This is a genomic window from Marinobacter sp. L-80 (assembly GCF_056859395.1).
In genome coordinates, this window is record NZ_JBSXOI010000077.1 from 464,771 (window position 1) to 482,736 (window position 17,966).

The following is a 17,966-nucleotide window of genomic DNA, read 5'->3' on the forward strand; positions in this document are numbered from 1 at the left end:
CCTTATCTTAATGACTGTTTTCCGGGGCTTCTTGCAGCACCCACAGCCTTAAAGAGTAAATCACAGGCGCCAGAATAGCGAAACCCGGCACAAGGCCGGGCTTGGAAGGAGACTAATTTAACTCAAGCAGCTTTTGAGCGGGAATACTTCCTGAACACAACCAACAGCCTCCACACATGGGTGAGAGCATAATCGTAAAGAAAGAAAACAACCAGAAACAGGGCAAACATCAACCATTCCGGGGCCTGCACCATCTCCCCAACCACACCAATACCCGCAAGAATAATTGAAACCATGGTAATCAGTAACAATGCCTGCCGATCACTGAATCCGGCGCGCATGCAAATATGGTGGAGGTGTTCCCGATCCGGCGCCATGATCGACTGGCCCTTGCGGGCTCGCCTTATCATTATTGCCACCATATCCATAAGCGGAACCGCAATTAGCCAGAGGGCCGTAACGGGCCGGAATGCCGCATCGGTCTCCTGAGCGCCATTAACCAACAGCCAAACAACAGAAAAGCCGATAAACATCGAGCCGGCATCGCCCATGAAGATTTTCTTGCGGAACGGATAGATCCGCAGGTTTGCAGCCATAAACGGTATCAGAGCCATACCGATGGTAACGGCCAAGGCCAACTCCAGACTGAACCCCGGCGCCAGGCTGAACAGACAGGCAAGCGATACCAGCGTTACCAGGCTCATGGAGCCCGCGAGCCCATCAATGCCATCCATCATGTTGTAAGCATTCGTGGCACCAATCACCGCGGCGACCGTAACCAGAGGCCCGAACCAGCCAAGGGAAATCGAACCGAACCCCAGCAGGTTACCAAGGGTGGTAAGGTAAACACCTGAACCCAGGGCTAGCAATGCCCCCAAAGCAACCTGAGCCCACAACCGAAATCGGGCAGGAATATCTCGTGCGTCATCGATAGCACCCAGAACCACCAACAGCAACGAGCACAGCAGGTAAATACCAAAACCATTTGCCACAGGCATCGAGATCAACCACGCCACCAGAAGACCTGCAAAGGCACTGACCCCGCCAATAAGAGGTACAGCGCCCTTGTGGGATTTTCGATGATTGGGCAAATCCACGAGCCGAATTTTTCTTGCGATGGGTCTTAATCCAACAACTGCAAGTAGGGAGATGACGGCTGCAATTGAGCCGGAGACGTAGGCCGCTTCCATGACGCTTCCTGACAACATGTAGATAAAAAGGACAAAACAGCCGGGATTGTAAAGGTTGCCAATCCGGTTGTGACTTAGTTCACAACATTTAACGAATACGGGCTCACACTACGCCGGCCAATCAAGCCCGGCCGTAGCGATCCTCAAAGCGGACGATATCATCCTCTCCTAAATATGAGCCTGACTGGACTTCAATCAACTCAAGATCTATCACACCCGGGTTCTCCAGAGCATGAACCTGCCCCACCGGGATATAGGTGGACTGATTCTCTGTAACGAGATAGGTCTTATCCCCATTGGTCACCTGAGCGGTACCACTCACCACAATCCAGTGTTCTGCCCTGTGGTGATGCATTTGTACGGACAGCTTGCACCCGGGCTTTACAGTAATCCGCTTTGCCTGATACCGCTCGCCCTGGTCGATCGAATCGTAAACTCCCCAGGGACGATAGACTTCCCGATGGTTCATGTGCTCATGGCGGCCATCGTGCTTGAGGGCTTCAACAACGGCTTTTACGTCCTGAACCCTGTCTTTATGAGCCACTAGCACCGCGTCTTTGGTTTCGACCACAACCAGATCCTCAACACCCACAGTTGCAACCAAACGGTGCTCCGCGTGAACCAGATTGTTGCTCGAACCTTGGGTTATCACATCTCCCTGAATTGCATTGCCGTTGGAATCCTTCTCACTCACTTCCCAGAGTGAAGACCACGAGCCAATGTCGCTCCAACCAGCATCAAGCGGCACCACAACAGCCTCGGATTCGCCGCCTGCCTCCTTACAGAGCGGTTCCATCACGGCGTAATCCACGGAATCCTCCGGGCAAGCCGCGAATGCGGCCTCATCAACGCGAGTAAAATGCATGTCTTCTGAAGAACCAGCCATCGCCGCCTGGCAGGCAGAGACGATGTCCGGTCGGTAACGCTCAAGAACTTCCAGATAACGGCTGGCACGGAACATGAACATGCCACTGTTCCAGAAATATTCACCCGAAGCCACATAGCCCTCAGCGGTTTCCTGATCCGGCTTCTCCACGAATCGGGCAACCGAGAAGGCATCTTCATTCACAGCTTGACCGCGATGAATATAGCCGTAGCCCGTCTCTGCATGGCCAGGTACAACGCCAAAAGTGATCAGCTTGCCGGCTTCCGCAAGAGGGAGTGCTTTCAAAACCTGCATCTGGAAGATGTCTTGATCCCTTATCAGGTGATCGGCTGCAAGAACCAAGAGCACTGGGTCCTGACCTACATTGACTGCTCTAATAGCACAAAGCGCTATCGCAGGTGCGGTATTGCGACACTCAGGTTCCAAAATGATATGGGCTTCACTATGACCTGCTTGCCGTAGCTGCTCCGCTGCAAGAAACCTGTGTTTCTCATTACAGACCAATGAAAGCTCAGACGCTTCAATGCCAGGCAGGCGTTTGACGGTTGCCTGAAGCATCGATCGGGAGCCTTCAACCAGAGAAAGAAACTGTTTTGGGTTTAGCTGCCTAGAAAGCGGCCACAGTCGTGTTCCACTTCCACCGGCCATAATAACGGGAAAAATCATATATCCTCCTAAACCAGGAAATCATTTAATAGGACAAAAAGTCTAAAGATTTGAATTAACACGCCCAAAAACTAAGAAAAATAAAAACATTCAGAATTCCATTAAATATCTCCAACTATATTACTCAGTCGGAAATGATTTATTAAAATTGTCTAAACATCTCAAAACTTGCAAGGCATTCAGACGTTGTGCTTAACCATATTCAAAACCAAATCTCGGAACGGAGCTAAATGTGCCTCCCAGCTCTGGTTTTTTTCAACGTATCTGCGGGCTTCCTCAGCAATCCTAACTCGCATCCCACTATCCTCAACAAGGTTTACAATATGCTCACAATACTCACTCGCGTTCTTTGCGACCAAAAGGTGCTTTCCGGGCTCCAAATCAAAACCCTCCAAAGCAGTTGGCGATATTATCGCGGGTAGTCCAAGCGCCATATATTCTAAAACCTTATTCTGAACGCCGGCACCTAATCGTATTGGCGCTACAGCAACACAAGCATCACCTACTGCCTCTGACACATTTTCCACATTACCCTTTACCTCTACACCGTCAAGAGCCTCTAACTCCAACATATTCTGGTCGTAAACTCTTCCAATGATCCGGAAAACAAAGTTCCCATGCGCTCTTAATAACGGCAAAACTTGGTGGGCGAAATATCGCACAGCATCTAAATTCTGATGCGAATATAAGTTTCCAATAAACGCAATTACTTTACTATTAAAATCCCGCTTCTCGTAGCCGTACTTCAGAACGTCAACGCCATTAGAGGCCACGAAAATGTTTTCGCAGGCACCATTATTAAGCAGGCTTATACGATCAATCTCAGAAACAACAAAGGAGGCATCAAACTCACAACTTACCCCGACCTCATATTTCTTCAAACGGCCCGATTCGAAACTGTAAACCATTGAACGAAAACTTTTATCGTCAGTTTGAGCCTTCACACGTTCATAATTAAGTGAGATAGCATCTGTCATTTCCAGTATCTTAGGCTTCTCAAGTCTTCTCAGATACTCCGCGGTACGGACAAGATGGCCAATACAAAGGTCGTGATCCTCCGCCTCCCTTTCCACAAGTCCTAGAAAAGATTTACTCCAATAATAGGAAACTTGTAGCGGTCTGGAAGAAAATATCGATAACAATGAATTTACTCGCGATCGGGTTGTAGACAAATAAAATCGCTCCACTCGCGTAAATACACCATCATCAGGAACTTCGAATTCGATTTCATATTTAGACTCACACAACGAAAGAAGCGTAAGGGAACAATATTTCGATAATTCTTTGCAGACTTCATAAATTCGAAGTCTGTCGCCTCCTACAACTGGATAGGGAAATCGCGGTGTTACAACAAGCACTCTTGGCTTACAAGATTTGTCCGGGTTCAAGCGAGCTCCCCCCAAAATTCTACGATTTTCTTACGAATCCTTTCCTTACTAAACTTTTCAACTTGATTGATTCCCTTACGTGACAAATCTAGCCACCTACCCTTATCCGACAGGAGTTCCAACATTTGATTTGCCATATCGGCTGGGTTCCGTGGGTCAAAAAATAAAGCTGCATCGCCAACGACTTCCGGAATAGCAGTAGTATTGCTGCAGATGATGGGCGTACCGCTAGCCATCGACTCCAAAAGCGGAATGCCAAATCCCTCGTAAAGTGAAGGAAAAACGAATCCATACGCCTTTCGATAAAGTTCCATTAACTGAGGCTCGCTCAAGAAATCCTCAAAGTGGACGCTCCCAGAAATTTTTAAGCGAAGAACATGACGCCACAACGCCTCTCTAGCTGCCTCTCCAACCCCAACTACCCGCAATTCAACTTTAGGCTCAAAACTAGAATGAATAACACAAGAAAAAGCCTCCAAGAGCCGCACCAAATTCTTACTTGGAGCCTCGCCAGACACTGCAAGAAAATATGGCTGACGATCTCTCAAACTAAAAATATCAGACTTAGGTCTAAGCCACGAATCGCTTATCGAATTTGGAATCACATGAATCTTTTTATCAGATATTCCAAATCGACGAATTATGTCTTGCTTCGAAAAATCTGACACTGTGACCAATACATCAGCATTCTTCGCAGCTCTTGGAACCACTACCCGTCGATAAAGCCTACCAATATTCTGATAATGGGATGAGGACCTTTCAAGCTCCTTAAAGTTCTTCATAAAAATAAGATCATGGATGACTAAAATCTTAAAAATTCCACGAAGCCCAAATAAAGGAGACGTATTTGATGGCGAGAGAAGATGAGTCACTGCATGGGATTTGGCCATAGAAGGTAGAAAAAACTGCTCCCATATCGGAAAAATACTAGTGCCTTTATTCGCATAACGAAGCTGTGTCATCTTCATATTCCTGGGCAAAAATCCCAGACAATTACTGGCTACTGGCTCCACAAGGGCGCGCGCATACTGTCCCATTCCCCTTGGATGGCTTGCCATCAAGCAAGCATCAGCACCAATTTTCATCATCACGATTGAGCCTCACGAAGTAGTAAGTTCAAAATAGAATCCTTTCAATCAAAATCAACTATTCTTTAAAAACAATCCGCGAAAATAGCAACAAAAAAGTGGAAAAAGCACAAAAGGGAGCGTCCTTATCGCGTTAAGCGAGTCGGACATAAATGAAAATAAGAAGCCAATAAACATTAAGTAAAAAATAACTTTCCCAATAGGTTTATTAAAATCCATTATAAAGTTATTGACAACCACAACCATAAAAACAGCCCAAATCCCAAGTACACCAAACGCTAAGATGGAGCCATGCCATATTCCGGACACAAAGATCATCTCGAAGAAAAATGTTGGATTTACGCCGGTAGCCCCCGCCCCAGCGCCGTATAAGTAGTTAGAAACGTACGGCCCTATAGCTTTCTCAATGCCAGTTCCGAAAACAATCTTATAAAACGGATTTAAGAAATACCCCAAAACACCCGACTTCATCGAGTCTTCGGGATAATATGCGGCAACTTGTATCGCCTCCGCACCTATAAATTGCCGAAGATATACTGTTGAGTGAGTATAGATCAATTCGACCATATAAAATGCCAACCCCTGAACATCGAATTTTATACCCACTGTACGCGCATACTGAAAGGCAATGAATAATAAGCCTAAAAGTGTAGCTAAAGAAACTTTAAAAAAAGGAAACCTTTTTTGTGCTCCCGCCAAACAAAAATGGACAAACAGCAACATACCAACCGCGCTAAGGAGACCAGACTTCTTCCCTGGAAGTATTGCTAAAAACATGATTAAAAAAACCAGAATCACTTTAATAGAAAAACGCTTCTGATAAGCAAAGGAAACCAAAAGGGAAGAAACACATAGAGAAAGAATACCGTAAGAAAACCATGTAGCTTTTTTATTTTCCTCATTAAGATCAACAATTGCATTGGACCCACCAATAAATATAGGAATACTACTCCAATTAAGATAGAACCAAGCGCACAAAACAACAAAAATAATAAAAATAACTCTTTTAGATTGCCGGTCACATCTTTCGCGATACCTTGGCTCGGCACGATAATAACTTAACCTATATGTTAAAGAAACAACATACCAAATACAGAAAATTAGAGTAGCAGACAGAAGCACAAGATACAGAAGATGGGTAAAAACCAAAATCGAGTATTTTCCATCAAACCCATTCAACATCAAAAAATCTACGCACCATATAATTGGCAACAAGCACCTGATAAACAAATAAAACCCAAAAGGCCCAACTAAAAGGTACGCCATAAATTAAGCCGCTTATAGTCTAAATAGTTCTCGAATACGGTGCGCAGCAAAGTAATATATTGGGCGTGCAATCAAGGTTAGCAGCTGAATGGTTACGATTTTTTTTGAATGGTGACAGTAAATAAGGGACAACTCTTTGATGGACTGGATAACAGAACGCCCGCTAGTACTCAGTCCGCCCAAAGTGAACACAACGAGGGGAACTTCTCTATATCGATACCCGTTTTCTTTAATATATTTTTGGATTAAATCGAAGTCCGAATGGATCAAGTAATCTAGCCTATAAAATCCAGTTGAAATCAGAGCAATTCTATTAAATACGGCTCCTTGGTGATGTATTATAGGCAACGGACCGCTCGTATCCGGACTAATAACCATCGCGCTTTCCTTTAGGACAGGAACAACTAACAACCTTAAATCTTTCGCATCTAGCTCGCTTAAAATTTTAGGAATGTTATTAACTACGAGCCGATCATCTATACCCATAAACAAAAGATAATCACCATTTGACTCAAGCACTCCTTTATTCATTGCATCATAGAGACCTTCATCAGGTCCCTCTATAATCTTTTTTATGATGTCTTTGTTGTTATCAAGTACAACTAGCGTCTGATCACTTGAGCCCCCATCTACTATAATTAACTCTATCCTCGTATCCGAAATTTTTCGAAAATCCTTTAAGAAAGTCTCAACGTTTTTCCCGCCGTTGAATACAGGGACGATTATCGAGAGCTGAATTCCATACTTTGGTTCATTCACGTTCAAAGACCTGACTTGAAAATAGAGACTGGTTGTGTATAAAACCCAAAAATTTAAAAGTATATTAGAAAGGAATAATTATCAAAAACCTGATCAGCTAAGGCCTTCATCATCAAGAGTATTCGCATTATTTTCCATCCAGCTATATGTATGCGCTAACCCTTCAGTTAAGGACACAGTAGACGTCCATCCCAAGCTTTTAAGCTTAGATTGACTCATCAACTTCCGGGGAGAACCATCAGGTTTAGATTTATCGAACGTTAACGTGCCTTCAAAGCCAACTACAGACTTCATTATTTCGGCCAGTTCACGAATTGAGCAATCGGTGCCGGTACCGATATTAATGTGGGATAGCATTGGGTCAGTATGCTGGATATAGGTTTCGTCACTTAACTCCATTATATGAACACTAGCTGACGCCATATCATCAACATACAGAAATTCCCGCCGTGGTCTTCCTGTTCCCCAGACAACTACTTCAGGTGAACCCGCAAGCTTCGCCTCATGAAAACGCCTCATCATTGCAGGAATCACATGAGAATTATCTGGATGAAAATTGTCATTCGGTCCGTACAGATTTGTAGGCATTACACTCCGGTAATCACGACCATACTGTCTATTATAGCTTTCACAGAGCTTTATACCTGCGATCTTCGCAATGGCGTAGGGCTCGTTCGTAGGCTCGAGAGTTCCAGTGAGTAACGCCTCTTCTTTCATTGGCTGTTCTGCGTATTTTGGATAAATGCATGAGGACCCCAGAAACAGAAGCCTCTGTATACCCGCCTGATGTGCGGCGTGAATCAAGTTGCATTCGATCATCAGATTTTCGTAAATAAACTCCGCAGGATAAGTATTATTCGCATGAATCCCGCCTACTTTCGCAGCCGCTAGATACACCTGTTCAATTTTCTCATCCTGGAAAAATGACTGAACCTGTTGCTGATTGGTGAGATCCAGCTCACTTCGGGTTTTCGTGACGATGTTGGTATAACCCAGCGCTTCCAGGCGCCTAACGATCGCGGAACCAACCATACCACGGTGTCCGGCAACAAAAATGCGAGTGTTGAGATCAGTCATTAGCCATTCTCCAATGCGACGGGAAGTTCAAGACCATGTTTTTTGAGCAGTGCAAAGCGGCGAGCAGTTTTCAGATCCTCTGCGACCATTTCTGCACACATCTGCTGGGCCGTAATCTCTGGAACCCACCCAAGTTTTTCTTTTGCCTTAGTGGGATCCCCCAGGAGTGTCTCAACCTCGGCAGGTCGGAAGTATCTCGGGTCTACACGAACAATGGTGTCACCCACGGAAACTGCGGGAGCCAAATCACCATCAACGGCAGTAACTATGCCTTCCTCTGAAGTCCCCTCCCCTTCAAACTTGAGCGTAATACCAAGCTCCGCCGCAGACCAGGTAATAAATTCACGCACCGAATACTGCTTACCGGTGGCAATAACAAAATCTTCTGGCTTGTCTTGCTGAAGCATCATCCACTGCATGCGTACATAGTCTTTGGCATGCCCCCAGTCTCTCAAGGCGTCCATGTTCCCCATGTACAGGCAGTGTTCCAGTCCCTGGGAAATGTTAGCCAGGCCGCGGGTAATTTTGCGGGTTACGAATGTTTCACCCCGGCGCGGGGACTCATGGTTGAACAGGATGCCGTTACAGGCATACATGCCGTAAGCTTCACGGTAATTAACGGCAATCCAGTACGCATAAAGTTTGGCCACTGCGTAAGGGGAGCGGGGATGAAAGGGGGTTGTCTCTTTCTGGGGAATTTCCTGTACCAGACCATACAGCTCCGACGTGGATGCCTGATAAAAGCGAGTCTTCTTTTCGAGGCCGAGAAATCGAATCGCCTCGAGAAGTCTAAGAGTCCCCATGGCGTCCACATCTGCCGTGTACTCCGGGGCCTCGAAGCTCACGGCTACGTGGGACTGCGCCCCCAGGTTATAGACCTCGTCCGGCTGAACTTCCTTCAGGATACGGGTTAAGTTGGACGAGTCGGTAAGATCGCCATAGTGCAGAACAAAGTTCTGGTTTTCTACGTGGGGATCCTGATAGATGTGATCTACCCGCTGAGTATTGAACAGAGATGCTCTGCGTTTGATGCCGTGCACCTCGTAACCTTTCTCAAGAAGGAATTCAGCAAGGTAGGAGCCGTCTTGGCCTGTGACGCCGGTTATCAGTGCTTTTTTCATTTAGAAAGAATTTCCGTGTACATTTCAATGTATTGATTTGCTACGAGCCTACTATCAAATCTGTCTCGTACAGATTCAGCCGCGCGCTTCCCCGCACCTTCCTTAACTCCTTGATTCAGTACCCACTCAATGCCGCGTGCGAGGTCCTTAATATCAAAGGGAGAAGCAAGGTACCCAGTCTCCAGATGGTCGATCATATCGCCATTACCTCCAATGGCGAATGCGACAACCGGTGTGCCGCAGGACATAGACTCCATTATTGCATTAGATAGATTCTCCTGAAGGCTTGGAACCACCATCACATCGGCCGCACTGTAGAGAATCTTAAGCGAGAGGTCGTCGTTTAACTGTCCTAAAAAGTGCACCTTCTGCTTGAAATCATTATCCTGCGAATCGCCGGATGCTCCGAACACAACAAGCTCTACCTGTTCATCCTCAAGTAGATTCAGAGCACCGCTTAACTCCGCGAATCCTTTTCGGGGATCACCGGTTGCATTCATCGCACCAAACAAAACCAAACGGCTGTCCTGAGGCAGTCCCAGTAGATCCCTAGCTATATCCTTTTCAACTTTGCTAAAGAACCCAGTGTCAATTGGGTTTGGCAAAGCCAACACGGTCTTTCCCTGAAGAAGCCGACTTTCGCTTGCAGCGTTGGCCATCCAATTACTAAGTCCGATAAAGTATAAATCCGATTTGCTTGAGAACGCCTTTTCCTTTTTCTTCTGTATCCAATAGCTAAGGTCCCGGGATTTAGTAGACCCTAATACTGGGCAAGATCCACATGTGGTTCTAAACAAACCGCAGTTTTCGTCATAGTGACATCCGCCTGTAAACGCCCACATGTCATGTAGGCTCCATACGATCGGCGCTTTGATCTTCGGTATATCTTTAACCGGCAACATTCCACTATTAATCCAATGAAAGTGAACTATGTCCGGGTTGATTTCATTAATTCTTCTGACTATCTCACTGGGTACCCACGCTGGACTGAATAACGTTTTAGTTTTCTGCTCATAACGCTTTGCAGGAAGAGAATCTAGAAAGGGTCGAACTCTTCCGCAAGCTTTCTCCAATGGCTTGTCGCCGGTAACAACGGATTGGAGATTCCCCGTTTTTGACTGGACCAGCATCTGACTTTCAATACCTTGATTCAGTAATGCCCGATGAAGTCTGTTAGCTGCTCTCGCGGCTCCTCCGGATATATCCGAGGCATTTACTATAAGAACCTTCATTGGACCACCGTTGACCAATTGATATTCTTCTCAGAAATCTCGAGGCCCATTTCCCGAATAGCATCAACGAATGTGAGATTATCGACGGAGTGCTTAGTCGAATACTTGCTTGAGAGCTGCGATTCAACTTCAGCGACAATGGATTGACAGCTCAACCCTTCAATATTAAGTGACGGTGTCTCAAATTTAGTGGCGAGCGAATTAACCTTACCTTTTCCCATGGTATAGTCAATTGCAACACATTTGACTCCAAGCGACAGCCCGAAAACCAGAGAATGAAACCTCATTGCGAGCAAAACCTCAGCTTCCTGAAATTCCTTTAAATACTCCGAAGGAGCCAGCTCGCGACGCAAAAGAGAATAATCTAGTCGCGCACCCAGATCTTCACATTCACGAAATAGCCGTCTGTAAAACCACCTATCATCACCACCAAAGTGATTTGTGCACATGGGGAGAGGCTTTACTATCAAGTCAGAGTGCCTTGAAATGAGTTCCCGAACTGATTTTATAACCTGATTTTCATAGTTTTCTTTAATTTTGAGAGCTTTGAACTCTGATATATCTTTCGCGTACTCTTTGTACGGAAAATCCCGGAGACCGAGTAACAATACTTTTCCCTTCTTGGCCGAGGCGTTTTCTGTAGGTAGATTAACCTTTTCCAACCATGTAAATGCTGGATCCTCAACCACCCTGTCGCCGATGGTGTTAATCCCCAGGCCTGAAGCGTTTTTGAGGGATCGCTCATCTCGGTAGAATCGATAATCGCAAAGAGAAAGTATTCTGCCGATGCTTTCATTAAGCCACTCTTCACCCAGGGGACCAACGCCTACGCCTGCCGCTAGAGTTATGGCGCCCGACTTTTTCGCGCGTTCAAAGATTATCTCCATAGGGGCTAGTGGAGGTATGGCCATAAGCGGACCACCTCCAAAAACAGCCATATCAACGGTCGAGGCCATGCCGATCGCACTTTCGATAGAAACTACATCAACGCCTTTGAATTCCGGCATTTGCCGTCTTGTCATTTCTGTGACGTAGGGGTTTAACGAGGCGACAACGAATTTCACATTTTCGCCAAAAACATCGCGGAAACTTTCCAGGATACCGCCAACGATTGCCTTATCACCTAAGGTTTCGGTGCCATACCAACCACATATGAGAATAGTCTTTTTACCTAGCCCGGAGCCTGAAATGTCCTGCAATTTAATTTTTTCGGGCAATGCGCTTAGTACCTCAATATTCTTATTGAAATTCCGGTGCCTTCTTTTCCGGTTAATATAGTCAAATCCAGGGATAGAAGAAAGTCGCCGTTTCAAACCGAATTTTTTATCTAACAGTTTAATAAATAGCTTTCGATATTCATCTCGATCCGGAATGCCAACGTAGTCATGATGGCAGCTATCACAGTCATTCTGGATGATCGAGCGAAGGTGCCCTTGATTATCAAAATATGCTTTATGACTACTCTCTTTTGAAATGTCCGAGGACAGAACTTTACTCTTGACAGCACAATAAGCGAGTTCACCACGAGCGGTAATAGTGGCTCCTTGATGCTGCCATGCACAGCCTGCTTTTCTGGGCGATTCGCAAATTATTTGATCAATCAGCGATCGATAAAAAAAGTTCTGCGTTGGACTGGCCTCATAATGCTCAATGAGGCCTTCCAAAAACTCGACAAACTCATATTTCTCTTCGAACATCAAAGCATAAGGCGCTTCCAAGGTGCTGGTATACAGTCTTTGGTGAGGGACACCTTGTCGATATTTTATATAAACGTCGTTTCGGATGCAGAAATCAAGCAGGTCGTGCAATTCATATACGTTTTCTCTTATTACAGTACAGCCGATCCTGACAAAATCGACGAGATCAGAACCTTTAATAAAATCGATAACCTTCTTGGCACGCTCAAAATTACCAACTCGACCGCGAACGCGGTCGTGAACTTCGCCATATCCGTCTAAGGAAACCATCACATCGAAGTTTATATTATTATCTGACAGGATTTTAGCGACTTCCTCAATGCGCTCAATAACCTGATCGTATTTATAAGCATTGGTGATCAGAGACACATACTTAAGGGTTTTAATTTCATCTACTACCACCTGTACCAAATCCTTTAGATCACTGCGCAGCGTGGGCTCTCCACCATTGAAACCGACCGCCTGAACTTCAGAAAATAGGGAATCACGTAGACCAGTTCGAAGCTGCTCGGGTGTAATATCGTCGCTTTTTTTATTTTCCCATATACGACACATCTGACAACGAGAATTGCAGATATCGATAACCGGAAATTGGATTACCTTCGGCTTTTCAAGAGGAAGGGGCCTTTCGTGAGTCAGGAATGTGATTTGCTTTTTGATTGTTTCAATCTTCAAATGTATCACCTTAACATGCGACTTAAATTTCAGCGACTAAAATTCAGCTTTTAGACCGACTTTGTAAATAGGTGTACGCCAAACGGATCCCCGACATCCCCATGGTACAAAGCGCGTAAGTCTTCATCCAGAATATGAATCGAAGCTTTGGCGTGAATGCATCGAAAATATAAAAGGCAGTAACAACGGCTATTAAGGTCGCAACTGCGGCGCCAACGCCACCATAGATTGGGATGAGAATGAGATTTGCCACTACGTTAACCAACAAACCAATGGCATTACGATGAAGATTCCATATTAATTTGCGCTCTGAGGCTAGCCATGAACCCGACACTGACCCCATAAAGATGAAAATTGCAGCGAAACAATGCAACTGCAGAATGATCCCACTTTCTGCGTATGAATCGCCGAAAAGTAAATGGATGATATCGTGGGCAAAAAACACAAACACTAAAGAAACAATAAACCCTAGTGCTACGATTATCGAAATCAAAATTGAGATTGAATCTAGGTACGCTTTCTCTGAGGCGGCCTTTAACTGAACAACCTTTGGAAAGCTTGCAGCAACTATCGCTGCTGGGACGAAATACCACCCTTCAGAAACTCTTGTTGCAGCAGAATAAATCCCAACACTTTCTGCCCCTTCCATAATTCTTAACATTACCTGATCCAAACGCACAAAAAGTATTCCTCCAAGTCCAGCTAGTATTTCAGGCCATGCTTCATTCAGGATTTCCCGGAGTCGTACAGGAGAAAAATGAATTAGTCGTATAAGTTTTCGACCTTCACCGACACCAATGAAGACATAAAATAAAGCTGCAACCAACGCATGCTCAAAAAGTACAAGACTGAATATCCATGCAGGACTTTGGTCTAACAAAACTACGGAAACTTTCAGCGCTGAACTTACGATAAACACGCCGGTTCGGATAACTGTTACAGGCTTGACCTTTGCTAAGCCTTGCTGGTGTAGATCAAGAACCTCAAAAGGCTGAAAGATGAGTGACGCCAAAACCAGTAGAAAAAGTAAAGCAGTAGCTTCGTATAAAATCAGGGCAAAGATGGAAGTTAACGCAAACAATCCTAAGGTAATAAAAAACCTAAAGAAGAACATGGAGGAAACAAGCTCTTCTCTACTTGCAAGATTGGCTCTGTCTTCGGTTACATTCCTTATCGTTATTCTGTTTGCGCCGGAGCTTGCAACAACAACCAGAATGGAAAACACGGCTAAAGAAAAGTTTAATTCTCCGAACAAACTGGTTCCTAAGTGTCTCGCGACAAGAGCAATAACGAGAAACCCGAGAACGAATCGGAGCCCTTTCTCCGAAACTAGCCATAGAGCATTTGCTATGAGTTGACTGTTAGAGAGCAACTTGATTATTTACTTCGCTGAAGGTTAATGAAGCCGTATACCACAACGAGAAAAATTGACAAGAAAAGACCCAGTAGCGTAAAGATAATCACGATCATAGCTCGCTTTGGTTCTGATTTTTCCTCAGGTATCACTGCTGGATCAACGGTCTTGAAGACATATTCTTTCTGGGCGTTTGCGAGCATTACTGTGCGTGTTTCATTTTCGATCAACTGGTAGAAAACCTGCTGCATCCCGGCAATGCTGGTCTCATTCAGTTTCTGTTCAAGGTACTGAATGCTAGCTTCTGCTTCTTCGACATCCTGTCGCCGCATGTGCTCATTTATATCTTTTACCAGCCATTGGGCCCATTCTTTCGCTGCGACAGGAGAGCGATTTTTAACAGAAACCGAAATCATGCCATTGTCTTGGTCTTCTGAGACTGAAATATGGTCTTCACGGAAAATCTTTACCAGATCCCAGTCTGAGGGCTTGAGCGAGTTGCCATTTTCGTCAACCAGCCATTCCTCCGCCTCTGGGTCATAGATCTCACGGTCGTAGACCCATTGACTATTGGATTCATCCCACGATTTCATTGCGGCGAGGGGTTTTACCAAGTCATGGCGGTGAATGAAATCGGTGATGAAGGCTCGGGACTGAAGAACTTCCTTCGCGATGGCTGTCTGGTTGGAACCACCGCCCAGACTTATGCCCGCAAGGCTTGCCAGGCCGCCGAGCTGGCCACCCAGGCCGCCGAGCTTGCTGTCTTCATTGTTAGCAGGGGCGACTAAAACGCTGGCCTGATAAATGTTTGGTTTGTACAGGGCGTAGGCCACCCCGGCTGCCGCGAATAACATCGTTACAGCTACGATCAGCCATTTGCCCTGCCAGAGGATACCAAAAAGTTCTCTAAGATCTATTTCGTCATCAGGGTAATACGGCTGTTCGATTTGTTGAACGGGGGCTTCCTGCTTACTCATCACAGATTCCCCACCGCTGCGGCGCCAAGTGCCATCTGGTAGACGATCTGGCTTACGTTGGTCCAGAGCTCCAGCTGATTCAGCCGGTCTACGTCAATCGGCACAATGATTGTATCTCCGGGCTGGAGTTGCTGGCTGCGACTCCCAAACCACGCGCTCTTTTCCGGTAACATTACAGAGCCGTCTGCCTTCACCACGTATACTCGGTCTTCATCCGCCTGGCGAGTTGGGCCGCCGCTCCGCTCGAGATAATCATCCACGGTCAGGCCCTCCGAGTGAAGGTGGCTGGTTGGGAATTGCACCTCCCCGAACACGCTCACGGATTGCGGAATGCCTGGCACGCTTAGTTCATCACCGTCCTGAAGCAGGATTTTCTGATAATCTGAATCCGCGAGCACGCTGGGCAGGTCGATTACCATTCTGCCAACCGGGCGGCTGCTTTGAACGTCTTCGAGAAGGCCTTTTACCTCATCCACTCGCTGTGCATTCTGGCCTCCGAATGAATCACCTTCCAGCTGCACCCCAAGCAGATCACCTTGCAGTCTTTCTTCTGCTTCTCGCAGGCGCTGCGCTTCAAGTTGGCGAAGCTTTTCGCGGGTGAAGACAGCCCCACGTGGAAATGCGTTGTCGGTGAGCCCGCCTGCACGCTCCAAGACCTCCTTGAGGGTTTCTCCGTCACGGAACGTATATTCTCCCGGGTAACGCACTTCCCCTTCGAGCGTTATTGTGCGGTTAGCACCAAAGGCAGGAATGGACTTTATCAGGAGCCTGTCGCGACTCTGCAAACGATTGTCGCTTTGCCCTTTCATGACTTTGGCCAGATCAATTTCAATGATCTCGGTCTGTTCTACACCCGCATCGTCGGTATAGCGACGGGCCAGCTCTGCCGAGTACATGGAGGCAGAGTCTCTGAGGCCACCCGCCACGAAGATGGCATCTTTTACGCTTCGGGTTGTGGGCAAGGGGTATTCGCCCGGATAGCGAACCGGGCCGGAAATACGCATGGTTTGCTGGGGTGAGTACGGGCCTGCTTGAGCTTTCAGACGCTTTAGTACCGGCGCAAATAGAGCTTCGCGCGTATTACCCTCGGCACGTTCTCTCATCTTGGCAAGCTCTTGCCTCTTTTCATCGCTAACACCCGGGCTATTCGAATTTTCTTCGATCGTTGATGACACTTTGCCTCTGTCGGTAAACAGCAGCAGCTTGTCTTTTTCCTGCAAGATGAGATCGTTGGAACTTCCAGGGGATGTGACTGCCGCCCTGAGTTCAAGATTGAGCACTGAGATGCGCTGCGTTTCGGGATCCGTTCTTACGATGGCGGCATAGTTGGTGTCTGCGAAACGAAGAAGATCGGCATCGAGATTCCGTATGATCGAGCTAACCCGCATGCCGGGTACCCACGCAAATTTACCGGTGCGAGTTGCCGCACCCTGAATCTCAACATATTGCCCGGTAACATCTGCAATCGAAGCCACCGAAGCCCGATCACCCGATTTTACCCGCGCCTGCTTACCCGAACTTTGGGTCAGGTCTGCCTCGGAGATGATCCTGAGAAACTCCTCATTGGTTCGCTCGATCCTGGTAACCTGGGGATAGGCCTGGGGTGTAAGCCCGCCAGCCAGTTTTATCAGTTGCTGCAAAGTGGTATCGGGCTCGATTTCATAGAGAGCAGGCCGATAAACCTCCCCATCGATACCTGCTCGACTGCCAACAGAGGGAATAAAAATGACGTCGCCGGCCTGCAGGCGAGCATCAGCCGAAGTATCACCCGCCAATAATAGGTCATACAGATCGAGGGTTCCGAGAAGCTTTCCGTTTCGCTTGTGTTGAACATTACGAAGCGAGCCTGTTTTCTTGATGCCACCGGAAACATACAACGCGTTGGTAATGGTGGACAGCGAGCTTACGCTGTAGGAACCGGGTGTTCGCGCCTCACCCAGAACAAACACCCGGATGCTCCGCAACTCCCCCAGGGAGACGGCAGCTTTTACCCCAATATACTGCTCTGAAACGAGCTGAATAATATGGTCGCGGGCCTGCTCAAAGGTAAGCCCTGCCACCGTTACCGGGCCGCGCTCCGGAAAATCAATGGTGCCGTCTCGAGAGACAGGAAGCTCCAGTTGCTGATTCTGGTTACCCCAGAGCTGGACATTGAGAACATCTCCTGGCCCCATCGTGTATTCCGCTGGAACCGGGATCTCGGTAACGGGCGCGAATGTTGTCGGCGAGCCTGCAAACAGATCATAACCGAACGGCTCCAATCCATTGTTTTTCTCTGCAAAGGCTTCGTCTCTTTGCGCTTGCTTTTGCTCTGCCTCGCGCTTTTTCGCCTCGCTCTCTTGGAGCGGCTTAACCACTTCCTGTTCTGGTTGCTTCGGTCGAGACTGGCCGGATGAGCCTGTCAATTGGCTCAGGTCCACACCGTACTGTTGAGCCAGAGCTTCCTGTTGGGCTTTAGGAAGCGATTTGAATTGCTCAATCTGGGCGGGCGTAATGGATTGAGCATAAACGGACATAGCTGGCAGAAGGGCAAGCGCCAGAATCAGTTTTTGTTTCAGGTTCACGGGTATTGGGTCCGGTTGATTTTACT

At 46.8% G+C, this 17,966-nt stretch carries 13 protein-coding genes; all 13 read right to left on the bottom strand.

Annotation, left to right across the window (positions count from 1 at the left end; genetic code table 11):
• Nucleotides 1–122: 122 nt before the first annotated feature.
• A complete protein-coding gene (gene wecA, locus AC13E3_RS21780; protein ID WP_482902524.1) occupies nt 123–1,190 on the bottom strand; it encodes a UDP-N-acetylglucosamine--undecaprenyl-phosphate N-acetylglucosaminephosphotransferase in 1,068 nt (355 codons plus the stop codon).
• A 121-nt stretch (nt 1,191–1,311) separates the two neighbouring features.
• On the bottom strand, nt 1,312–2,742 hold the full coding sequence (locus tag AC13E3_RS21785) for a mannose-1-phosphate guanylyltransferase/mannose-6-phosphate isomerase (protein ID WP_482902525.1): 1,431 nt from the start codon (nt 2,740–2,742) through the stop codon (nt 1,312–1,314).
• A 179-nt stretch (nt 2,743–2,921) separates the two neighbouring features.
• A complete protein-coding gene (locus AC13E3_RS21790; RefSeq protein WP_482902526.1) occupies nt 2,922–4,130 on the bottom strand; it encodes a glycosyltransferase family 4 protein in 1,209 nt (402 codons plus the stop codon).
• The gene (locus AC13E3_RS21795; protein ID WP_482902623.1) at nt 4,127–5,218 is read right to left on the bottom strand and encodes a glycosyltransferase family 4 protein; all 1,092 of its coding nucleotides are present in this window, start codon (nt 5,216–5,218) and stop codon (nt 4,127–4,129) included. The genes AC13E3_RS21790 and AC13E3_RS21795 overlap by 4 nt, the downstream gene beginning before the upstream one ends.
• Before the next feature lie 54 nt (nt 5,219–5,272).
• On the bottom strand, nt 5,273–6,400 hold the full coding sequence (locus AC13E3_RS21800; RefSeq protein WP_482902527.1) for a hypothetical protein: 1,128 nt from the start codon (nt 6,398–6,400) through the stop codon (nt 5,273–5,275).
• A 96-nt stretch (nt 6,401–6,496) separates the two neighbouring features.
• Nucleotides 6,497–7,243, bottom strand: a complete 747-nt coding sequence (locus AC13E3_RS21805; RefSeq protein ID WP_482902528.1) for a glycosyltransferase — start codon at nt 7,241–7,243, stop codon at nt 6,497–6,499.
• A gap of 93 nt (nt 7,244–7,336) precedes the next feature.
• Nucleotides 7,337–8,320, bottom strand: coding sequence for a GDP-L-fucose synthase (gene fcl / locus AC13E3_RS21810; protein ID WP_482902529.1), 984 nt, complete (start codon nt 8,318–8,320; stop codon nt 7,337–7,339).
• On the bottom strand, nt 8,320–9,441 hold the full coding sequence (gene gmd / locus AC13E3_RS21815; protein WP_482902530.1) for a GDP-mannose 4,6-dehydratase: 1,122 nt from the start codon (nt 9,439–9,441) through the stop codon (nt 8,320–8,322). Before gmd ends, fcl begins: the two co-directional genes overlap by 1 nt.
• Nucleotides 9,438–10,673, bottom strand: coding sequence for a glycosyltransferase family 4 protein (locus AC13E3_RS21820; RefSeq protein WP_482902531.1), 1,236 nt, complete (start codon nt 10,671–10,673; stop codon nt 9,438–9,440). The genes gmd and AC13E3_RS21820 overlap by 4 nt, the downstream gene beginning before the upstream one ends.
• Entirely contained in the window at nt 10,670–13,045 is a 2,376-nt protein-coding gene (locus AC13E3_RS21825) for a polysaccharide pyruvyl transferase family protein (RefSeq protein ID WP_482902532.1), read from the bottom strand. The genes AC13E3_RS21820 and AC13E3_RS21825 overlap by 4 nt, the downstream gene beginning before the upstream one ends.
• A gap of 43 nt (nt 13,046–13,088) precedes the next feature.
• On the bottom strand, nt 13,089–14,417 hold the full coding sequence (locus AC13E3_RS21830; protein ID WP_482902533.1) for a flippase: 1,329 nt from the start codon (nt 14,415–14,417) through the stop codon (nt 13,089–13,091).
• 5 nt (nt 14,418–14,422) lie between these two features.
• The gene (locus AC13E3_RS21835; protein WP_482902534.1) at nt 14,423–15,376 is read right to left on the bottom strand and encodes a Wzz/FepE/Etk N-terminal domain-containing protein; all 954 of its coding nucleotides are present in this window, start codon (nt 15,374–15,376) and stop codon (nt 14,423–14,425) included.
• The gene (locus tag AC13E3_RS21840; protein ID WP_482902535.1) at nt 15,376–17,940 is read right to left on the bottom strand and encodes an SLBB domain-containing protein; all 2,565 of its coding nucleotides are present in this window, start codon (nt 17,938–17,940) and stop codon (nt 15,376–15,378) included. Before AC13E3_RS21840 ends, AC13E3_RS21835 begins: the two co-directional genes overlap by 1 nt.
• Nucleotides 17,941–17,966: the final 26 nt, after the last annotated feature.

Excerpts from the sequence above, each read along its gene's own strand:
- fcl (WP_482902529.1), bottom strand. The coding sequence starts at position 8,320 with ATGACTGATCTCAACACTCGCATTTTTGTTGCCGGACACCGTGGTATG.
- AC13E3_RS21800 (WP_482902527.1), bottom strand. The coding sequence starts at position 6,400 with ATGTTGAATGGGTTTGATGGAAAATACTCGATTTTGGTTTTTACCCAT.
- AC13E3_RS21835 (WP_482902534.1), bottom strand. The coding sequence starts at position 15,376 with ATGAGTAAGCAGGAAGCCCCCGTTCAACAAATCGAACAGCCGTATTAC.
- wecA (WP_482902524.1), bottom strand. The coding sequence starts at position 1,190 with ATGGAAGCGGCCTACGTCTCCGGCTCAATTGCAGCCGTCATCTCCCTA.
- AC13E3_RS21785 (WP_482902525.1), bottom strand. The coding sequence starts at position 2,742 with ATGATTTTTCCCGTTATTATGGCCGGTGGAAGTGGAACACGACTGTGG.
- gmd (WP_482902530.1), bottom strand. The coding sequence starts at position 9,441 with ATGAAAAAAGCACTGATAACCGGCGTCACAGGCCAAGACGGCTCCTAC.
- AC13E3_RS21795 (WP_482902623.1), bottom strand. The coding sequence starts at position 5,218 with ATGATGAAAATTGGTGCTGATGCTTGCTTGATGGCAAGCCATCCAAGG.
- AC13E3_RS21820 (WP_482902531.1), bottom strand. The coding sequence starts at position 10,673 with ATGAAGGTTCTTATAGTAAATGCCTCGGATATATCCGGAGGAGCCGCG.